This is a genomic window from Chryseobacterium echinoideorum, from assembly GCF_007474535.1.
Lineage (GTDB): Bacteria > Bacteroidota > Bacteroidia > Flavobacteriales > Weeksellaceae > Chryseobacterium > Chryseobacterium echinoideorum.
In genome coordinates this window covers 310,620-331,122 of record NZ_VKNW01000001.1, presented here as the reverse complement: position 1 = coordinate 331,122, position 20,503 = coordinate 310,620, and the positions used below count along the sequence as shown (strand labels likewise).

Below are 20,503 nucleotides of genomic sequence, written 5' to 3'. Positions count from 1 at the left end.
CATATTTTATCAAAATTTGTATATTTGTTGACCTAATTTGTAGCAATGTCAATTTTTTCAGATAACATAAGGTTTTTAAGAGGTAAGAAGAACTTGTCTCAACAGAAAACTGCGGATGCACTTTTTATTACAAGAGGACGATATGCAAAATACGAAGATGGTATTTCAGAACCACCTATTGAGATACTTTTAAGATTGTCAAAATATCATAAAGTCAGCATTGATCTCTTAGTCGGTATAGACATTCAAAAATATCCTTTGGATGAAATTGTAAAGCTTCCTGAAAACAGAATTGTTCTCCCCATCAAAGTTGATAAAACAGGGGAAAACAAAATTGAATTGGTTACGCATAAAGCGAAGATGGGTTACATCAACGGATATGATGACCCTGAATTTATCGAAGGACTTCAGCATATCTCCTTACCGTTTCTTAGAAATGGAAAATACCGAGCATTTCCTGCGGAGGGAGACTCAATGCCACCATACAACGATGGGACTTACTTCATTGGAAAGTTTATTGAGAGCCGAAGTGATTTAAAAGCCGGAAAAACTTACATTTTTGTTACCAAAGAAGGGATTGTTTACAAACGATATTCTGAACAAAACGATAATTCAAGTTTAGTAAAATCAGATGAATCATTCTACAAGTCTTACGAAATTGAATGGTCGGAAGTAAGAGAAATTTGGGAGTTTGCTGCAAGTATAAATACGAAAGAATTGACCGTTGAAAATTTAGAGTTTCAAGAAATCAAAAATATGTTCAACGAAATTAAAACAGGAATACATAACTTAAAAACACAATAAATATGAAAGCAAAAATTTTATTTGTACTCCTCTTTTGTTCAGCAATACTTTTCGCTCAAACAAAAGGCAAAATCATTAAAATCAGTGATGGAGATACCATTACCGTATTGTTAGAAGGAAACATTCAAAAGAAACTTCGTTTAGCTGAAGTGGACTGCCCCGAAAGTGGTCAGCCTTTTGGAAAGAACGCAAAGGATTTCACAAGTCAATCAGTTTTTGTAAAGAAATTACATTTGTGGAAACCGATACAGACCGATATGGTCGTACAATCGCAAAAGTTTATTATGATAACAACAGATATCTTTCGGAAGAACTTATAAAAGCAGGATTTGCCTGGTGGTATCATTACTTCTCTGACAATAAAGAATTAGGTAAGTTACAGGAAGTAGCTAAGACTAAAAAACTTGGCTTGTGGAGTGATTTAAATGCAATTTCTCCGTGGGAGTTCAGAAAAAAGTAAGAGAGTATTTAAATAAAATTTTAGAAAGTTGATCTGTACTATTTTATACATTTAAATCTTTAACCTGTACTTCATTTATCCATAATTAATTCGTGTAAAGAAATTTATATTAAACCTATTGTGCATTTAGCATAAATTAATTTTTATTTTGTTTAAGCTTCTTTTGAATATAAAGAAATTAAGATATTGTATCATTGTAAAAGAAGTGATTTTAGAGGTAATTCTGGTTGCCAATCCTTCAAAAGTTTTTGCTAAATTGATGTGTAGCAAAAATTGCCCGCTTAGTTGTGATATAGCTGTTTCAATCCGTTTTCTAATTTTAGATTTTACTTTTGAAAATGCCACAAATTCATGTTGATTTTTTCGCATTGGAACAGAGAGTTTAATGTTTGAGTAATTGAACAGATCAACCCTTAATTTTTCGCTTATATACCCTCTGTCGCCTATAAGTAAACAGTTTTTGAAATTTTCTTTTACATCCTTCAGATAATTGATGTCATGAACATTGGCCAGAGAAAAATCGAAGGAATGAAAAACACCGTTTTTGTCGCAGACAGCATGTAATTTATAACCAAAATATCGTGTTTTTTGTGCTGCACAATATCCAAATTCCGGGCGGATATTTTCTGTAGAACAAATTCCGCTGCGATTCGCTCTACTTATTTTGCAAATTTCCAATGGGGTTGAATCAACAATAAAAACGTCCGTAAAATCAGAAAACTTTGAACTCAAAACTCTGCGGATTTCTTCTAAATAAGAAAACAATTTTCGCTTTCTTCTGTTATAAACGCTTCTTTCTATTTTTTGTTCCAGTTCTGTTTTTGAAATGTATCTAAACAATTGTAGTTCAGAGTTTATCGACATATATTCTGCAGTAATATTTAATGCTACAAGTTCTAAATCAGAGAGTTTTGGAACTCTGATCTGAGGTTTAGTTTTAATATGACTGCAAGTATTTATCAATTCTTCTAAGATAATTTTGTAGTTTTGAATAAGACTGTCCATATATTTAAATGATTGGTAGTCAAGTAAATATACGGTTTCCAAAGCAAATAAACAATCTTTTCTCGTTTAATTCTTAAATGCACAACAGGTGTAATTAACTTTACCAAACCTGATAGAACGAAAGAAGATATTCTCATTTTATCGCCAGGTTTCCCACCAAGAATCCGGATAGAAAAATTTCTAAATTGATAAAAATATCACCTTACAATAATAACTAAGTTTTCGTCTTGTCCGAATGACACGAGATGAAAACCCTGTTGAACGGAACCTTCGAAAGCTTTTTGCTGGGCTTTTTCAGACATTATGGGGTTATCGTAGAAAGATTTTTTAGAGATACAAGAGGCTTCGAGAAGAGTCTCTTTTTATGTGGGTGATTTTGGTGGTTTTTCTCTGGTTTTAGCGTGTTTTCCTTTACGTTGGGGCATAATTTCCCTTTCCCAAATCCGTTAAAATACAGATTTAGACTCAGATAAATTTTGGCTCATCTCCAAAAACCATGTTGGCGGACCTCGAAGATCGAACGTGGCAATCGTCACAAGATTTCCAACTATAGGCTCGCATTTTCAGTATTTTTCAAAAGATTAAGCCACAAAAAAGGAAGGGCAACTGCTGTTTCTGCACTCTCCCGAAAGCTCGCCGTCATTATTTGGAATATGCTCGTTAAGCGGCAGGGGTACAATCCGCCTTCACGATACCTTTTTCTGGAGGAGAAAAGAAAAATAGCAGCAGCCAAAAGAATACAAAAACCAATCACTAAATTTGGACTGACTAACAAGGATGTTGAATTCAAAATAATTTGATTATCAATAGTAAAGTTTAACGTTGGTCAGAATGCGATTGGCGACCAAGTCCAAATCAACAGTCTGACACTTTACAAATCCATCAGTATTTGATCGACACAATTTCAAATTGCTTTTCCGCCTTGCCCAATTTCAATGTCACGCGATCGCCGACCTTTCTGTCCATAAAGATTTTCGCAATAGGAGAGGTAAACGCTATTTTTCCTTCTGCAACATTTGCCTCATCTACGCCCACGATTTGATAGTGCTGGATTTTGGAATCGGAATCAACTTTAAAGTACACTTCAGCACCGAACCTAACTATATTTTTTGGTTGTTTGGCAAGGTTGACAATTTTCGCAGACGAAATTCGATCGAGTAACAATTGCAATTTCGCATTGATTAAATTTACGGCAATGCGACTTTCATTCTCGTCTGAAATCGAGGTATTGTCACGCTCGTGAATCATTTGATTACGTTCGGCGACTAACTGATCGTATCCGAACTCAGTAACGAAGTTTACCGTACCGGGCGGTAAATCGGCACGGGGCGGAATCATCGGGAATTCCTCCTGATCACCCTCTTTCACAAATCCTCTACTCATATGTTCCGGTTTTACATCTATTCTGTTACACTTAAAATTATTGATACGTGTTAAGTTTGAAAAATTTATCTAATAAAATTAACACTTTTAAGGCTATAAAGTTTGCAAACCTTTTTCGAAAAGCACTTAACTACAAAGCACGCACTGCAGGCAACAGCCGCTTAGCCGCAATTGTTTCATTGTCTGCAATGTAAATATACATTTTTTAAGTAATTTCGCATTCTTCAGACGCAACTTTCTTGGAAAAGCGCAACTGCGCGAAGCCCCGAAAAGATACCTGCCATTTTAAACCAACTCTTGATATGAATGAACTTGAAAAGCTAGTTAGTAATCGCTCCTTAAAAAGACCGGCTTAAGCAATGGTGTTTAAAAACCCGCCTGCAATTCAGGTAAGATTGTACAAAAGTCTTTGGTAGTAATACTTCACACGGCGTTAGTTTTTAATGGCGAGTCTGCGATAAGCAGATATCCCGATCAGAATAATTTCAAAATATGCTCGTTAAGGGGCAAGGGTACAATCCGCCTTCACAATACCTTTTTCTGGACGAGAAAAGAAAAATTCAAAACAATTTGATTATAAATAGTAAAGTTTAACGTTAATCAGAAGCTTAAATTCACACTACCTGTAATTTGTTTCATCTTTTCCCTATTTTGTCATTTGTTTATCAATCCAATCAATATCTTTTTTACTCATTAAAAAATAATCCAGCCATTGAATAAATTTATAGGTAAAATCTTTTTGCAGGACTTTTGAACGAAGAGAATGACCTTCATTTTTATAAAAGAATGCCAAGACCGATTTTCTTTCCTGTCTCAATGCATTAAAAAATGATCTTGTTTCCTCAGGATCTACATTTAGATCCTTTTCTCCGGTCCATAACATCATAGGCCGGCTTACATTCTCAGCAAAGTACAGAGGATTATTATCTATATATTTTTGCTTCAGATCCTTAAACTTCCCTCTAAAATCAAATTGACCGTACTCATATCTTCTAAAATCCGCACCACCATAACTGTAGTTAAATGAATGCGGGACGTGAATTACATCTGATATTGAAGCACCTGATATAAAAGTAGCAAAACGGCTGGTTTGCGTAGAAACAAAATTGGTCTCATAGCCACCAAAAGACTGTCCTGTCAAAGCTACTTTATGGGAATCCACTTGCTTTATTTTAATCAGTTCATCCATCATGTTATTAATACAGAGCAATGCTGATACCCCCGGCCCTTTTTCCCCGTAAGAAATATCGGGAAGTACAACCATATATCCTGACTCCAACAGCATCCGAACATTAAACCCTTTCTGGTTTTTAAAAGTAGGTTTCAAAAACTCAGTTGTCCCTTTCTGCTGCCTTTGATATATATTTAATACAACAGGATATTTTTTTTCCTCATTATAGGATGGCGGTAAGAATAACGTTGCTGTCAGAGTTTCACCTAACGAACCTTTATAATAAATCAATTTCTTCTGTATCTTTTTTACACCTTCATCATTAATATTAGAAGATAGTATCGTTTTTTCCTTTTTACCAATTTGTTGATAAACTATTTTTTGAGGCATATTAAAGTTTTGCTGGAACCATGAATAAGAACCTAATGATTTATTATAAGATAAATTGCTAATTCTGTCCCTGGTTTCGGCTATCATTTTTTTCACCTTCCCATTGTCATACTTAAAATAGCTCTTATTCAAATCACCTTCATCAATACAAAGAATTATTTCCTGATCAGAAGGCACTGAGTTAATTGCCCTAGGAATTGAACTCTGTAATTTGACAGATTTTGCGTTCACTACAGAGATCTCACTGCCCTTCATAATTATTCTTTCAGTTTGTTTACCAGTAATTAAGTTACTTTCCCAAACTTCATTTCCATTAATCCATAAAACCTTGTCCCTTCCCCTAAAATACGGAATCGCAGAAATTAGAATACCCGTAGAATTACTACGTTTTGTTTCAGAATCATAGAGTGACCAATAATTATCATCAGCGGTGAGCACCCATTTTCTATCAGGAGACACATACAGCTTGTCATCAATCATTTTCAAAAAAGAGTACTGAGCATTTCCTGAACTGTAGATAAACAAAGAATCTGGATTTCTTTTATAAGTGTTATCAAGATGATCAACCAATGACAAATCCTTTTTAACTGCAAGAAAATCTCCTTTAGAACCAACTGCAATTTGAGATTCAAAAACAGAGTCCAATTTTTGAACTTTATTTGATTCAGGAAACCATAAAACTTTATCTTCCACCTGTATGTCTTTTATATGATGTCTTAAATCTTTCTCTGCCCCATACCAAATTTCATAAGGTTCGTCCTTTCGAATAACATTTCTTATAAGAGTCAAAAATACAGCCTTTTTATCCGAAGATACATCCATACTCACATAATGATAATTGCTGCTTTGTAAAAAATCAAAGTTCACAGCCTTTTCCAATGGATTTGTATGATGTTTGAAAACATACTTCCCTCCTACTCTTTCAAAAATAAAATACCCTTTCAGACTTTCCGATCCCTTCCAAACTTTCAACAACTCACCCTCAGTTTTCGCAATCAATTCCTTTCCTTTTCCATCCACTTTCCAAATATCGTTTAAGCCATCCTTCACCTCAGATAAGACCAAGGTATTTTCCATAATCAAAAGCCGGTTGACGTGATTGAACGTTTGGAGTTTCTTAAGATTAAAATCATAGACTTCCAACCTTCTGTTCTTACTTTTATTAAAATGAACAACAAACATTTCACTATCACCAACCAATTCGATTTCTTCAACATCGTCAATCAATTCCGAAGACCTGTTTTTTAAATTAACAATCTCGAGCTTACCCTTTGCCAAAAATGCAAACCTCTCATTCCCTATAAAAAAAGACTTGCTTACGGACATTCTATGAATTACTTCTCCTTTCCCATCCGTACTTTTTAAATTGTAGACTGTTGGCTTATCCTCATACATTGTTAACCAGCTAACCCATTTACCATCTTCTGACATCTTCAAAAAATCTAGTTCCTCAGCCTGTCCCACCAGTTTTTCCAAATGTACATTCTCTTTTTGCGCCCAGCTCATTCCTGAAAACAATAATAATAGCAAAACAAAATAATAACGAATGCTATCCATAAAATCCTTCTTATAAAAACTCATTCTAATAACCATTATTTTGTGGATTTAAATTAGGATTAATCAAAAGCTCTTTCTGAGGAATAGGCCAATTAGAATGATATCCCTTCCAACTTGGTTTCACTGTAATCAGTCCTCCAAGTTTCCCCCATCTTTTAAGGTCAAAAAATCTCATTCCATGCTCTACAAAGAACTCTCTTCGCTTCTCCTTCTCCAATTCTTCTCTAAAAGCAGAACCGCTCATAGAAATCAACAATGCAGGCAGACCCGCTCTTTGTCGTGATCTGTTGACAAAAGGAACCGCGTCCTGCACATTACCTGTCTCCGATAATATTTCAGCCAACATAAAATTGACTTCATCCAGCCTTAAAATGATGCTGTATTCATTAGGATTGTTCACTGCTAAATTCTTGTATTTCGAAGAACGGTAATTTACCTGCTGATTAAAAGGAACTGCAGTTATATAATTTTGCATCCTCAGATCATTGGAAGAAAAAGAATTGATCAGATCTGGATTCAGCGCAAAAGTCTGGGGAGCAGTTACAAAATTGTACAACGAAGCTTCTTTTGTAGCGTCATTATTGTTCTTAGGTTTTAGCTGCCAGATCACATGAGTTCCTGTTTTCTGAAAAACCTTCGTAATATCACTCTGAAAGGTAAACTGTGAAGATTGCAAGACTGTATTACAAAGCAATTCAGCTTCATTCCATTTTTTCAGGAGCATTTTCAATTTAGCCAAAACAACATATCCCGTAAATTTATTGGGATAAATACGTTCCACATTTCTGTAAGAAGAAGGTAAAAGATTTACTGCTTCCGACATATCACTTTCAAGCTTAACCAAAAACTGCTCACTGTTCATTCTGGAAAGCTTACTGTTTACCGTATAATCTGTTGTTTCAGTATAGGCAATCTCACCAAAAACCTGATACAGATAAAAATACAACACAGACCTTACAAACAAGGCCTCCCCCCTAATCCTTTCCTTTGATGCAGCACTCAAAGCTTTGGAATTCGTTACACCTTCCATGATACTGTTGGCCGCGTAAATCTGCTGATAAGCATTTGTCCATACTGTATTTACAACCGTATTGGTTTCAATCTGCTGATTATTTGCAAGATCCAAAAGACCATTAGCTCCAGCCGTTGAAACATATTTCAGATCATCAGTATATAATCCCATTAAGGCCCCCATGCCATCACTACCACCAGATATCAAAGAATTATTCCACAACGAAGCATAAAGACCAGCTAAGGCAGCTTCGGCAGTCTGTTCATCTTCAAACACAACCTCTGTCGGAAGCTGATTATTTGGAAAATCCGTCTCAATAAACTTTTCGCAGGATATTTCAGTCATTAAAAGCACCATCAGAAAATACGATGCAATTTTATAGTTTCTATATTTTATGTATTTTATATTTTTTCTCATTTTTCTCAAAAATTTAAAGTTAAGCAAGAGCCAAAGGTTACTTTACAATAAGCATTTCAATTACAAGCATTTCGCACCCATAAAGAAATTCTCAGCACGCATACCCTTGCAAACTGATTAAACAAATACGAATCACTTAATAATTCTAAAAAATAGACAATAGATATTAAATAACTAAACATTAAAAAGTAATTTGAAAACCCATTGAATACGTTTTAAGCGGTGGAAGAAACCCCGTCAATAAAAACTCAGGATCCACTCCAAAATATTTCGTTAAGGTTAAGAGATTCTGTCCCTGTAGATATATAGTCGCTTCACGAATACCAAACTTCTGCACAGGAATAGTGTAATTAAGCTGTACATTCTTCAATCTTATAAAAGAAGCATCCCCAACAGCCGCAGTTGAATTCTGAAACAAAACATGGGAAGCATTCTTCTGCGAGTTTGCCCCCGAACTATAAGGCATGTACATTCCCGAAGGATTAGAAGGAGACCAGACGTTCAAAACTTCCACGGGCTGATTATTCATAGAACCCGGGACAAGCATCTGACGATTATAATTCCAGTTTCTCTGCTTCACAAAATGCCAAAGAAAAGAAGCAGACCACTGACGATACTTAAAATTGTTGTTCCAGCCTCCAAAGAACCGAACACCCAATTTCTCAATCACCTTATTATCATTGGGAGAAGTAATCTTACCATCCTTATCATAATCCGTAAACTGATAAAGTCCAGTAGAAGAATTAACACCCTCAAACTGATACACTTTGACCAAAGTCATTGGATATCCAATCACATACTGGTTAGCATAAGTAGACCCTTCAAGATTCGGAAACTCCAACAGCTTATTCTGGGGTATTGAAATGTTAAATGACGTATCATATTTAAAGGCTCCCCTTAGAACCTGCCCGGAAGCCTCTAATTCCCAGCCTGTATTCTGAACCTTGGCCGGAAGATTCGCCTGAATGGTAGAAAATCCAGTAGTAGCAGGAAGAGGAATTCCAACAAGCTGGTTAGATGAAGTATTATTGTAGTAAGCTGCAGAAAAATTCAGTCTGCTTTTAAAAAGAGAAAACTCCACAGCAGCTTCCTTCTTAAATGTTCTCTCCCAACTAAAATCAGGATTGTATAACCTTGAAGGATTAAGCCCTGTAATATTATTGTAAATATTGGCGGATACCGTATAGGTGTTCAGATACTGATAATCTCCAATCCTGTCATTACCTGTAGAACCGATACTTCCCCTAATCTTTGCAAAAGAAAGCCAGGGAATATTCTTCATCCATTCCTCTTCAGAAATAAGCCATGCTGCCCCTATTGCTCCAAAGTTCCCAAACCTGTTATTAGGACCAAATCTGCTTGACCCATCCCTTCTCCCAGTTACATTAAGAATATACTTCTTTCTGAACTGGTAATTAAACCTACCAAATGCCGCAGTATAATAATATTGATTCCGCACCTGCTCACCAACAACCTTAGTCGTCGCTGCACCAATATTCTCAATCAAAGCATTACTCTGAAACCCATACCCCTGCACAGCCCCCTGATTGGTTTCAGATTTCTGCAACGTTGTCCCAATCAGCAATTCAAAGCGGTGATCATTCAATTCATACTGAGATACCAGCTGAGGTTCCAAAATATAACTGAAAACTGAACTGTTATTTTTAAAAGATGTAGAATTTGCACTCGTTAAACCACCCGCCGGATTGTACATTGTATGAGGCTTTAAAGAATACTCCTCAAAATTCTGATATGTAATACCACCGTTAAACTTTACCGAAAGAAACGGAAAAAGACTGTAGGAAACCTGAGCCCCAGAATTAACAAAATTTGTTGAGTTCAGATAAGTACTCTTAAAAACACCCAAGGGATTCGTAAAAGTATTGTTCTCCCAATTTAAAGAACCATCCGCATTATACAAAGCCGGAGCATTAGGACTTAAAATAAGACTTCTTCGCGTCTGATCATCATTTACAACATTATTATCCTGAAAAGAAAAAGTATTGTTCATACTCACTTCCAGCTTCCTGTCAGGACTTCTGTAAGAAAAATTACCCGTCAGATTATTGGTCCTATACCTAAAATCAGCAGGAAAAACCGTTGTCTGCTCCTGATGTCCATAACTGATCAGATAGGAAGAACCCTCAGAACCACCACTTAAAGACAACTGAACCACAGAATCCTCGGCCGTATTTCCAATCAGCTCCTTCTGCCAATCCGTATACCTCGATTGATTCCATACTCCATTAAAATCATACGCAGCAGCAGGAATATTGGTAATTCCGTCATTCTGAAAAGCCTCAGTTCTGATTTTCATATACTGCTCCGTATTCAGCAAATCAAAACGATTCGCCACACGACTCAAACTATAAGAAGTATTCAACTTCAATTGAACTCCCCCTTTCCGTCCTTTCTTTGTTGTCACAATAATTACCCCATTTGCACCACGACTTCCATAAATCGCAGTTGCATCGGCATCCTTCAACACCTCAAAGCTTTCAATATCATTCGGATTAATTGCATTCAAAGGACTAATAGAAGCCTGCGGAATCACCCCAGCACTGTACATCGACGGTGTCTCAGACAAAACAGGCACCCCATCAATAATATACAAAGGATCATTTCCATCACGCCGAATGCTGTTCTTCCCACGAATCTGAATATCAAACCCACCACCAGGCACGCCCGAATTCAGTGTAATCGAAACCCCAGCCATTCTCCCCTGAGCAGAAGCCAACACATTCGTCACCGGCTGATTCTCAATATCCCTCACCCCAATTCTAGCAATACTTCCAGTCCGCTCCTTATCCCGAACCTTATAATACCCAGCATTCACAATAACCTCCTCAATCTCACTCTCACCACCATTCCGATTCCTACTCCCAGGCCCATCAACACCATTCCCCAACCTCAAAGAATCACCTCCGACACCAGAACCTAAAGAACGCAAAGAATCCACAACCTTTCCCTCTTTCCCTTTGATCAATTTGTCCTGAGCCTTCACTGAACCGCACACAACAGCCAGCATAAGGACACAGCCCATACTTCCTATGTTATAATAGGATTTTTTCATAGTTTTGTAATGTTTTTAAGTAAACTCCTTGATAAGGCTCTTCCCAGCATATTGTAAATTCCACTCCACAATGCTGGAAGAGCTGTTTTTAAAATCTCAATTATATAATTTCAACAATTAAATCCATCATTTAAAACATTACATTCTAAATCTAAGACTTTAGACCTTAAAATTAACAAGTGCTTTTCTTTATTTATTTTCTTACTTATTTCTTTTCTATTCTACTATTAATCTCTTTCCAATTCTTCATCATTCTAGGACTTTGTAAAAGCCTTTTTACGAGCTATAATTCTATTTTCAATTAAATCTTAACCAAAAAAAATTCAACTATCTTACTACAAGAGAAAACACTTCCCAAGTGCCCTTCAGCAAAAAAAAGCAAAAGGATATTTCTTCAGATGACCTCAAGGCACCAGAAAGCATCTGTTAATATGAATGAAAAAATATGTCCCGAAATGTTTTATCAGCTTAAAAAGTAAACCAATAAAGCCGCAATAGGCTGTACCTTCCTACTGTATAGTGTCATGATACTATATCTTAAAGCGAGCTTAGAATAAAATGTAGAATTTAACGGACAGCGAAAAAAAGACGGCATGGAACTCTACATTATCCGATTTGTGGTACTGGCATACCGTGGAACAGACAAGAGAGCCCACGCCTAGGTCGTGAGCTTATACTTATCCTCTTGTTCCTTAAAAGTGCCAGTTTTCAAATCAAGATTCAAAGCAATAGCTTCTATTATATTATGAAGTATCGCAAAGTTACTAATACGTAACTTATTTTACAAATATAGTAATAATTCTCAAATCATGGACTATAGTCCTTAGTTTTTTAACCTCTTTTTAGGTCAATTTGTTCATGCATGATTCCTTAGATCAAATTGAACAATATGTTATCTCTAAAATTAAAGAGATTAGAAAAAGTAAAAGTATTAGCCAAACACAGCTTTCCTTGGCTATTGGTAAGAGTACAACTTTTGTAGCTGACATAGAAGCTCCTTCTAAAAGAGCTAAGTATAACATTATTCATTTAAACTTAATTGCAAAAGCTTTAGGTTGTTCACCTCAAGATTTTCTTCCAGAAAAGCCAATCTTAGAAAAAAAATATGATTTTATTAAAGAAATTGAAAAGTAAGGATTTTATTTCAAAACATTTTTTGAAATAAAATACATGGCTATTATCAAAATTTTACTCTGAAAAATAATAAAATTATAGATAGAGAACCAAATGCTGAAAAATTAGAGATTAGGTCAAGTAATTGAAAACAATCCATTCGTATCATTTTATCCTTCATTTAAATATTTTAATAGTTCATTAGGTTGATTCAAAAGAAAAACATTCTTTTCAAGGTTCTGACGTTGTTCGTCTGTTAGATCGAAGATTAGTATTTGTTCCTGGCCATTTGTAACTGCTTTTATCATTACAATAGACCCTAATTTCAAAACTACATTCGGAGTATCCTTCACGCTCGCCAATAACTGTGCAGCTGCACCTACTTTAAGACCATCAATTTCGGACTGTACTTTTTCAATATGTGCGAGCTCTAAGCTACGTTTTCCTTTCTGGTAGATTTCCTTTACTTCTTCATTCTTGAAAAAATCCTGCACCATTTTAATACCCTTCTTTATCCAAGAGCCCTTTTCAAATGTTCCTTCATCCGTGAGGATGAAACCCAAAGCCTCAGCAAAGGAAGCATAAGCCTCAAATACAGATTCTGCCAGCTGTATATTTACTGTATCAATATAGATGTGACCTTCTACTTGTTCTTTTATTGGCTTTTGCTTCTGACCTTCTTGTAAGGTTCTTTCGAAATCATCACAGAGCTGTGTTAGGATATCTTTCGTTTCACGAATGAAGAAATCTCCTAAGTCTTTATTCTTAAGAGTGAACTTACGATACATCTTTGTGAAGTCTAAGTAGATTTCGTCCTGTGAAAAGGCAGAGCCATCATCATTGATTTTTGCAATAAGACGCTGACCAATTTCATCCTGCTTGATGAATACAAATAGGGAGGTTATTTTCTTCTCAAAATCTGTTATTAGTTCTGCAATAGCTTCTTCTTCCTGATTACGTTTCTCAATGACTTTAAGAATGTTGTACTTGTATTTATTGGGTTGGCCTGGATTGGTCGGGTTTGGATTCTTAGGCTTGTTATCATTTTCCTTCAGATCCTTGGGTGCGATGATTCCGATGCGGTTATCGAAATAGATTTCAACATCATCAATAATCTCATCTTGTTTGTTTATTTGATTATAGAGCATATTGTACTTACGCCAAAAGTCTAACAATAACTTCTCATTATACCTTGGGTCTATGTGGATGACAAACTCGATGAGGTTGAGTATTTTGAAATATCCTAATACTTTTTCTTTGAGCTTTTTGGATTCGTCTTTTTGATTGCGGATGTATTCGTCCAATGCATCTTCCAGAGCGACAATAAGTGATACATTAGGGTTTGAAATGTGGTAATCTTTAAACTTTGGAAAATGAGTTTTAAATATTGAATGTGTATTCAATTCTTTGTACAAGTCTTCCAACTTTTCTTCATCACCTAATGGGTCAAAATCAGATACAACTACATTACTGAAATGCTCAAAGGCTGTTTTAATATTCTTTACATTGACATTCTTGTATGAGAAATCAATTATTTTACAGTCGTTCTTATTCTTAGTGGTTCTGTTGACTCTTGAAATAGTTTGAATAGCATTGATACCTCTAATTTCTTTGTCTAAAAAGAGAGTGTGTAATTTCGGTTCATCAAACCCTGTTTGCAGCTTATCAACCACGATTATTAAGCCATTCTTTTTAATGGCGAAGTTTTGGAGTACTTTTTCTTCGCTCAAGCCTCCATTAAGACCGCTTGCGCTTCGGTGTTCCTGGCTATCTGAATAAACAATGTAGATAGGAGCTTCCTCAAAGCGTTCGTATTTCTTCTCCTTTACAATTTCGGCAAAGTGCTTTTCAATGAAACCTTTGTACTTGATCGCCGCCGGAATAGAAGAAACGGCCAACATTGCCTTGGCTGAACCTCTGATGTTGTGGTAAACAGAGCTCACCAATCGTTGTACAATAAACTTTGATATGGCTTCAATACGCTGTGTATTGAGATAAATTTTCTTTTTACGGATGGCATATTTCTTTCCGTATTCATCTATGCCAGTATCGGTATCATCTGGTATTTCTTCAAAGCCGTAACCCAAATCACTTTCAAAACCCTCCAGTTCGTTGTCAGGAATCTCAAAATACATTTTTGCCGAAACAGGTACTATCCCTTTAATTGGATTAAGGATATATCCATCTTCGATAGCTTCCCGCATGGTGTAGCTATCGAAAGGAATCCAGATTTTCTCAGATTCCGCATATTTATTAAATTCTCCGAAACGGGCTAGCGTATGGTCGCTAGGAGTAGCGGTGAAACCTACGATGAGATTCTTTTTTGTTTGTTTCTGTTGATAATCTTTACTTTGATCGAAGCTGCTTTGTAGTTCGTCAAACACGCTTATCATTTCTTCATGCTGTACACCACTATTACTTCTGTGGATTTCGTCAATCAAAAAAGCAATTCGCATTTTGGTTAGCTTCTTCACTACAGAAGAATCCAGAATCTTATCAACTGAAGTGAACTTTTGTAGGTTTACAATCACTATGCGTTTGTCACTGCTGAGGGCAGTCATGAAACTTTTCTTGTCAGTAGCTTCAATGAACATTCCTTTCTGAATATTCATATTGTGCAGTTTGGAATCTAACTGATTTCGAAGCTGCAACCTGTCCACTACCAACATCACTTTATCATAGACATATTCACCCTCTTTGCGGAGGTCTTTGAGTTGGAGTGCTGTCCAGCCAATGATATTACTTTTTCCAAATCCTGCTGCATACTGCATTAGGAGGGAATAAACGGTTTTGTTATTTTGGTATTTCTGCCTTTTGCCAACCAGTTCTTGCTGTTTCAATCCGTTTTCTAATTTTAGATTTTACTTTCGAAAACGATACAAATTCATGTTGATTTTTTCTCATTGGAACAGAAAGTTTAATGTTTGAGTAATTGAACAGATCAACCCTTAATTTTTCGCTAATATATCCTCTGTCGCCTATCAGTAAACAGTTTTTGAAGTTTTCTTTTATATCCTTCAGATAATTTATGTCATGAACGTTTGCCGGAGAAAAATCGAAGGAATGAAAAACACCGTTTTTGTCGCAGACAGCATGTAATTTATAGCCGAAATATCGTGTTTTTTGTGCAGCACAATATCCAAATTCCGGACGAATATTTTCTGTGGAACAAATTCCACTGCGATTTGCCCTACTTATTTTACATATCTCCAATGGTGTTGAATCAACAACGAAAACATCTGTAAAATCAGAAAACTTTGCACTCAAAACTCTGCGTATTTCTTCTAAGTAGAAAAACAATTTTCGCTTTCTTCTGTTATAAACGCTTCTTTCTATTTTTTGTTCTAATTCTGTTTTTGAAATGTATCTAAACAGTTGTAATTCAGAGTTTATCGACATATATTCTGCTGTAATATTTAAAGCTACAAGTTGTAAATCAGAAAGTTTTGGAACTCTGATCTGAGGTTTAGTCTTAATATGACTGCAAGTATTTATCAATTCTTCTAAAATAATTTTGTAGTTTTGAATAAGATTGTTCATGTATTTAAATGATTGGTAGTCAAATAAATATACGATTTTTGAACCAAATGAACAATCTTTTATTGTTTAATTCCTAAATGCACAACAGGTTTAATAACATTAATATGTTTGAAATTGCTTTAGAATCTTTTATTTAAGACTTTTTGTTCGCTTTTCATTATTAATGTACTTTTTGGTTTGATGCCCATACATTAAAGTTATTATCTTTAATTAAATTATTGCGAAACAGTAAAATCTTTCCTTTCTGGGCCCACACCTTTTATAGTCAGCTTTCTCCAGTGTTTAGGAAGAACAGTTTTGTGTTGTATAATTCCTATTTCTGTAATATCAAGTCCTCCGAAACCGTTGATGAAGGCTTGCAAAATACCACCTGCTCCCGTCATAAAATACGGATTGGAGCTGGATGGTGTTTCTGCCAAAACGCCAAACGGCGGTCTTTGGTTGGGCTGATACGCTTTTTTGAACATCGCATACGCTTTATCCGCATCGCCTAATCTTGCATATTGTACGGAAAAAGCCGAAAATGTCATTGCCGGACCGTGGTCCTTATCCACTTTTGCAGAATAATATTCGAGGTCTTTTTTGATTTGATTGGCATCGGTAATAATTCCCAAAGGGTACGCCAAAAGATTGACATCTGCCTGCTTAATCATCTCGCCTTTATAGCCTTTGTACTCCTGCGTTACACCATTGCTCATTTTGGTAATCACCAGATGATCACTGATGTCTTTCCAGATTTTAGGAGCGGTTTTCCCAACAATTACAGCGGCATTGGCAGCATATTCCAGGGCTTTTTTAGCAGCAGCATTGGTATAGGCATTATCGTCCACACCTTCGGCATATTCATCAGCACCAATCACGTATTTGATAGAATAGCTTCCGTCCTCGTTTCTGCTGGCTCTGGAAGTCCAGAATTCTGCAATTTTCTGCATAACAGGATAAGCTTCTTTGGTTAGCCAGTCTTTGTCCTGGGTCATCAGGTAATAATTCCAGAAAGCTATGCCAATATCTGCCGTAATATGATGTTCAAACTGACCTGTGAGCGCATTAATTGGTGTTGCTTCTTCACCTTTATCATCCGATTCCCAAGGATACATCGCACCTTTGTAGCCGTAAGACATCGCTCTGTTTTCGCCTGCTTTTAGGCGGTCTGTGCGGTAATCAACCATCGATTTGGCAATGCCCTGATTCATAAACAACATCGGCGGATACATCCAGATTTCCGAATCCCAAAAAATATGACCGCTATAAAACGTCCCGGATAATCCCATCGGAGAAATGCTCAACCTCGAATTTTCCAACGCGTTGGAATACAGATTAAACAAAGCCGATCTTGCCACCAGTTGGGCTTCATCATCGCCTTCAATCTCAATATCGCCTTTCCAAAGTTCTTCCCAAAGGGCGTAATGCTCTTTCAGAATACGGTCTGTCCCCAAGTAAGAAACATAGATTACTTCTCTCTCGGACTCACTTTTTGGGTCGTTAAAATCTCGGGAAGTGCAAATAGAACCTACCAATGAAAACTTGACGGTTTCACCTTTTTTCAAATTTCCCTCGATGCTATTTTTAACCTGATCTTCATTTCTGAATGTCAGTTTTTTATGATCGAACAAAAATTCTGACGATGCTACCACTTTATGGGCTTTCTGGGCAGATTGGGCTTCGGCTTGCAGGATCATTTCTTTTCCGCCATCCAGTCCTACATTGGCTTCGATCAATCTTTTATTAACATCGATGTATGAATTGGGAATATCCATCTGATTAAAGCATTGCATCTGAATCTGATCCAGTGCCTTAATCTCAACCTCGATTAATCCGGAATAAGGCAGATTGCGTAAAGCCGTAATCGTATAGCGGACTTCAGCTTTTCCGGGAATGATGAATGATGTGGTATGCGTCGCTTTTTTTAAATCCAAAGAATGCTTCCATTGTTTGATGGAGCTCATCTCTACTTTTTGCTTATCAAGAAACAGTTCAAGATGAAATGGGTTGATGCCCTGCAATGCCTGATTAACACCGGCATCACCAATATCGAAAACGTGATTCAGCATCACGTGTTGCACAGAGAAAGGCTCTTTCCAGGGAACAATCCCTATTTTCCCGCTGGCAATAGGCGCACCGACGTAATTATCCGGATTTTTGGCTTCTATAGTCCACAGCGATTTTTGGCTTTGCGCAAAGCTATTGACCGTTAAAAATAAAACCAAAAAAAGTGTAATCCCGAATCTTTTATTCATATCTCAGTTTTTATTAATTATAATATTGAGCTTTTGTTTGCTTTAATTTTATATTAAAAACGGCTCCGTTTAACCTGACCATCTATCATAAAAAATATCAAAATGTCAACCTAAGCGGAGCCGAAGTAATAATCAATTGATTAAGGTTTTAAACCATTACTAAATTCTTTATAAGACTTTATTACAATGATTTAAGGCCTTTTATTTCTGCTTTATCTTTTACAGGAACAATGCTGACGGCATAACCTCCACCTGCAACAGACACCTGCTCCAGTTTTGATTTTTTAGTTACCACCACTTTGCGGATGTTATAAGCCTGCGTATTTTTCAGGTAATCTGCATCTTTAGCATCAGAATAAATGGTTGCGATATATTGCTTACCGGCATCTAAGAAATCCAGGGAAATTTTTGATGTAAATGGCGTGTAACCTGCTACATTCCCTACAAACCATTTGTCAGAACCTTTAGCTTTTCTGGCAACGGTAATGTATTGTCCCGGTTCTGCTTCCAGGTACTTGCTCTCATCCCAGTCCACAGCTACATCTTTGATAAACTGGAAAGCGTCCGCAAATTTCTCATAGTTTTCAGGGAAATCTGCTGCCATCTGCAATGGGCTGTACATGGTAACATACAGTGCCAATTGGTTGGCGATAGTTGCATTAACGTGGGAACCATTAGTTACATCCATCTGGAAAATCCCTGGCGTGTAATCCATTGGACCACCAATTAATCTGGTGAATGGCAAAATAGTCACGTGGTTTGGATTGTTTCTTTCACCACCGAAAGCCTGATATTCTGTTCCTCTAGCAGACTCATTCCCGATAAGGTTTGGATACGTTCTCGCAATACCTGTTGGGCGAACCGCCTCGTGAGCATTAACCATAATCTTGTAATCCGCAGCTTTTTCTATCGCATATTGATAGTGGTTGTTCGTCCATTGGCTGTAATGTGTTTCGCCTACAGGCAGGATGTTTCCTACATATCCGCTTTTCACAGCATCGTAACCGTATTTGTTCATTAGTTTGTAAGCTGCATCCATATGACGCTCGTAGTTTCTGATAGATCCGGAAGTCTCGTGGTGCATAATCAGTTTTACGCCTTTTAAATGGGCATAGGCATTCAATGCAACAATGTCAAAGTCGGGATAAGGCGTTACAAAATCAAATACATAATCTTTGTCATTACCAAACCAGTCTTCCCAACCGGTATTCCAGCCTTCTACCAAAACAGCATCGAAACCATTTTTAGCAGCAAAATCTATGTGTCTTCTTACGTTGGCATTGTTGGCACCGTGTTTTCCGTTTGGTTTTGCTTTTGTGAAATCGGTAATTCCCAACTGTACGGAAGGATATTCATCGGTATAAGCCCAACTGCTTTTACCGGAAATCATTTCCCACCAAACGCCAACATATTTGGTTGGTTTAATCCAAGATGTATCGGTGATTTTGCTTGGATCATTCAGGTTATAAGTCATTTTGGAAGCCAAAATATTTCGTGCATCATCGCTGACGATAACCGTTCTCCAAGGTGTGTGGCGTGGCGCCTGCATTTTGCCTTTGTCTCCGTGAGAATCCGGTGTTAACCAAGATTCAAAAACCATATTTTTGTCATCAAGGTTCAGGTGCATACAAGAATAGTCGATCAAAGCAGCCTCGTGAAGGTTGATATAAACACCGTCTTTAGTCTTCATCATTAATGAAGTCTGAACACCTGTTGGCGAAAATGAAGTTTGGGAAACATTCCCTTTTTCATAAGATTTTTCCATCAACCCACGGATTTCGGAAAGTTTAGACGTTGTATAGTTATACTCCTGCGTATCGTAATCCCCAGGAATCCAATAAGCCGTGTGGTCGCCCGTCATAGCAAACTGGGTTTTTTCTTCTTTTATCGTAAAGTAAACCAAATTCTTTTGCTGAGGGAACTCATAACGGAAACCCAAACCGTCATCAAACAAACGGAAACGGATATCTACTAAGCGGTCTGTCCCTTTTTGTTTAAGACTGATTAAAATCTCGTTATAATGGTTTCTAATGCTTTTTTCCTCGCCCCAAACCGGTTGCCAGGTTTCATCGAAAGTGGCTGTTTTTGAGCCAACAACTTCAAAATTATTATTTAAAAAATTTCGAGGATCGTTTGCCTGAGCATCTTTGGTTGTAAGGACAAACCCAAGCCTGCTCGGTTTTACAATCTCTTTTCCTTTATAATTCAACTGATAGGAAGGATAGCCACCGTTCTGAACAGAAAAATTCATGACGAATTTTCCGTCTGGCGACTGGAGTTTTTGAGCCGCGACGAGCCCAACGAGAAATAATGCTACAATTAAAAAAAACTTCTTCATTTA

General features: G+C 36.7%; 10 protein-coding genes and 2 pseudogenes. 3 read left to right on the top strand and 9 right to left on the bottom strand.

From position 1 onward, the window contains the following. The first annotated feature begins 45 nt into the window (after positions 1 to 45). Together FOL89_RS01315 and FOL89_RS01310 are read left to right on the top strand one after the other, a co-directional pair. Positions 46 to 804 (top strand): XRE family transcriptional regulator, encoded by a 759-nt coding sequence (locus FOL89_RS01315; RefSeq protein ID WP_144281041.1) that lies wholly within the window; start codon positions 46 to 48, stop codon positions 802 to 804. A 2-nt stretch (positions 805 to 806) separates the two neighbouring features. Further along, positions 807 to 1,264: pseudogene (locus tag FOL89_RS01310) on the top strand (thermonuclease family protein). A 126-nt stretch (positions 1,265 to 1,390) separates the two neighbouring features. Here the strand turns inward: FOL89_RS01310 and FOL89_RS01305 are convergent. The 5 genes from FOL89_RS01305 to FOL89_RS01285 form a co-directional block, all read right to left on the bottom strand. Continuing rightward, a complete protein-coding gene (locus tag FOL89_RS01305; protein ID WP_144281040.1) occupies positions 1,391 to 2,269 on the bottom strand; it encodes an IS982 family transposase in 879 nt (292 codons plus the stop codon). Positions 2,270 to 3,151: 882 nt separating this feature from the next. Then, entirely contained in the window at positions 3,152 to 3,652 is a 501-nt protein-coding gene (locus FOL89_RS01300) for a GreA/GreB family elongation factor (RefSeq protein ID WP_144281039.1), read from the bottom strand. Positions 3,653 to 4,298: 646 nt separating this feature from the next. After that, complete coding sequence (locus FOL89_RS01295) at positions 4,299 to 6,689, bottom strand: alpha/beta hydrolase family protein (RefSeq protein ID WP_228444840.1); 2,391 nt, start codon at positions 6,687 to 6,689, stop codon at positions 4,299 to 4,301. A gap of 106 nt (positions 6,690 to 6,795) precedes the next feature. Then, the gene (locus FOL89_RS01290; RefSeq protein WP_228444839.1) at positions 6,796 to 8,199 is read right to left on the bottom strand and encodes a RagB/SusD family nutrient uptake outer membrane protein; all 1,404 of its coding nucleotides are present in this window, start codon (positions 8,197 to 8,199) and stop codon (positions 6,796 to 6,798) included. 181 nt (positions 8,200 to 8,380) lie between these two features. Further along, positions 8,381 to 11,272, bottom strand: a complete 2,892-nt coding sequence (locus tag FOL89_RS01285) for a SusC/RagA family TonB-linked outer membrane protein (protein ID WP_144281037.1) — start codon at positions 11,270 to 11,272, stop codon at positions 8,381 to 8,383. Between the two features lie 858 nt (positions 11,273 to 12,130). On the opposite strand from FOL89_RS01285, the gene FOL89_RS01280 reads away from it, so the two are divergent. Then, positions 12,131 to 12,406 carry a helix-turn-helix domain-containing protein gene (locus FOL89_RS01280; RefSeq protein ID WP_144281036.1) on the top strand — a complete coding sequence of 92 codons (276 nt, stop codon included), beginning with the start codon at positions 12,131 to 12,133 and terminating at the stop codon, positions 12,404 to 12,406. Between the two features lie 149 nt (positions 12,407 to 12,555). Here FOL89_RS01280 and FOL89_RS01275 read toward each other — a convergent pair whose 3' ends face one another. The 4 genes and pseudogenes from FOL89_RS01275 to FOL89_RS01260 all read right to left on the bottom strand — a co-directional run bounded on the left by FOL89_RS01275 (position 12,556) and on the right by FOL89_RS01260 (position 20,500). Continuing rightward, the gene (locus FOL89_RS01275; RefSeq protein ID WP_449384931.1) at positions 12,556 to 15,156 is read right to left on the bottom strand and encodes a type I restriction enzyme subunit R domain-containing protein; all 2,601 of its coding nucleotides are present in this window, start codon (positions 15,154 to 15,156) and stop codon (positions 12,556 to 12,558) included. Positions 15,157 to 15,214: 58 nt separating this feature from the next. Continuing rightward, positions 15,215 to 15,925, bottom strand: a pseudogene (locus tag FOL89_RS01270) (IS982 family transposase); the annotation flags it as partial. A 215-nt stretch (positions 15,926 to 16,140) separates the two neighbouring features. Then, a complete protein-coding gene (locus FOL89_RS01265; protein WP_144281034.1) occupies positions 16,141 to 18,162 on the bottom strand; it encodes a glycosyl hydrolase family 95 catalytic domain-containing protein in 2,022 nt (673 codons plus the stop codon). Between the two features lie 181 nt (positions 18,163 to 18,343). Then, positions 18,344 to 20,500, bottom strand: a complete 2,157-nt coding sequence (locus FOL89_RS01260; RefSeq protein ID WP_144281033.1) for a glycoside hydrolase family 97 protein — start codon at positions 20,498 to 20,500, stop codon at positions 18,344 to 18,346. Between the last annotated feature and the right edge of the window lie 3 nt (positions 20,501 to 20,503).

Excerpts from the sequence above, each read along its gene's own strand:
- FOL89_RS01305 (WP_144281040.1), bottom strand. The coding sequence starts at position 2,269 with ATGGACAGTCTTATTCAAAACTACAAAATTATCTTAGAAGAATTGATA.
- FOL89_RS01285 (WP_144281037.1), bottom strand. The coding sequence starts at position 11,272 with ATGAAAAAATCCTATTATAACATAGGAAGTATGGGCTGTGTCCTTATG.
- FOL89_RS01280 (WP_144281036.1), top strand. The coding sequence starts at position 12,131 with ATGCATGATTCCTTAGATCAAATTGAACAATATGTTATCTCTAAAATT.
- FOL89_RS01275 (WP_449384931.1), bottom strand. The coding sequence starts at position 15,156 with ATGCAGTATGCAGCAGGATTTGGAAAAAGTAATATCATTGGCTGGACA.
- FOL89_RS01260 (WP_144281033.1), bottom strand. The coding sequence starts at position 20,500 with ATGAAGAAGTTTTTTTTAATTGTAGCATTATTTCTCGTTGGGCTCGTC.
- FOL89_RS01290 (WP_228444839.1), bottom strand. The coding sequence starts at position 8,199 with ATGAGAAAAAATATAAAATACATAAAATATAGAAACTATAAAATTGCA.
- FOL89_RS01265 (WP_144281034.1), bottom strand. The coding sequence starts at position 18,162 with ATGAATAAAAGATTCGGGATTACACTTTTTTTGGTTTTATTTTTAACG.
- FOL89_RS01315 (WP_144281041.1), top strand. The coding sequence starts at position 46 with ATGTCAATTTTTTCAGATAACATAAGGTTTTTAAGAGGTAAGAAGAAC.
- FOL89_RS01300 (WP_144281039.1), bottom strand. The coding sequence starts at position 3,652 with ATGAGTAGAGGATTTGTGAAAGAGGGTGATCAGGAGGAATTCCCGATG.